General features: G+C 74.5%; 1 pseudogene. It reads left to right on the top strand.

From position 1 onward, the window contains the following. Positions 1-1145: pseudogene (locus FV222_RS30235) on the top strand (hypothetical protein); the annotation flags it as partial.

Here is a 1145-nt window from a genome sequence, read left to right on the forward strand (position 1 = left end):
CCCCCCCCCCCCCCCCCCGGGCCGGCGCGGCCGCCCGGCTGCGGCCGAGATCCAGGACGCCGTCCAGGACATCCGCCTGCGCCAGCGCGAGCTCGGCGAAGGCTCCGTTTCCGGCTCGGGCTCCGGCGCCAGCGTCGTCGCCGCCATGCGCGAGGACCTCGCCCGCCGCCTCGACGCCACCGTCGAGGATCACGCGGCGACCGAGACCGCGGTCTCCGAGCTTCGGCGCGAGACCCATCGCCTGCGCGAATCGATCGGCCATCTGGCCACGCGCCGCGACCTCGGCGCCCTGGAGCAGGCGGTGATCTCGCTGGCCAGCGGCGTCGAGCGCGTCGGGGCGCCGGCCGACTTGGCCGCCATCGCCGAGCCGATGGAGATGATCCGCCTGCAGGTCGAGCGCCTCGCCGACGACGTGAGCGAGAACGTCCACACCCGCGTGGCCAGCGAGGTCGAGCGCTTGGCGACCCGCCTCGACGCGGCCGCCGCCGGGCGCGGCAGCTCGGTCGACGACGACGCGCTGAAGAACCTGTTCGGCGAGCTGGAGGAGATCCGCCGCCTGATCGCGGCGCTCGCCGGGCCGGAGCGGATCCAGAGCCTCGCCGCCGGCGTCCAGGCGATCAGCGCGCAGATCGTCCAGCTTCAGAAGGCCGCGAGCGCAGGCAGCGACACCGCCCTGCGTCCGCTCCTCGAGGAGATCCGCAGCGGACTCAACGCCAGCGCTCCCACCTCGCCGGCCCTCGTCAACCAGATCGATGCGATCGCCTCGAAGCTCGACGCGATGCAGGCCGGCGCGCGCGGCGCCGACGCAGCCAGCTCGAAGGCGATCCTCGGGCGGATCGACGCGCTCGCCGACAAGGTCGACCGCGTCAGCGCTCAACCGGTGGGCGACCTGATCGGGCGGCTCGAAGGACTCGGCGAAAGCCTGGGCGAATCCCTGCGCCAGCCGGCGATGCCGGGCGGCGACGTCGCATCGATCCACGCGATGCTGCGCAACCTCGCCGACAAGGTCGACCGCGTCGGCGCCCGCACCGGCGACGACGGCCTCGACGCCCTGGAGAAGCAGGTCGTGTCGCTGGCCGACCGGCTCGACGCCCGCAGCGGCGACCCGTCGCTGGCGAGCCTGGAACGGACCATGGGCGACCTGC

Origin of the sequence: Methylobacterium sp. WL103, from assembly GCF_008039885.1 — a bacterium.
Lineage (GTDB): Bacteria > Pseudomonadota > Alphaproteobacteria > Rhizobiales > Beijerinckiaceae > Methylobacterium > Methylobacterium cerastii.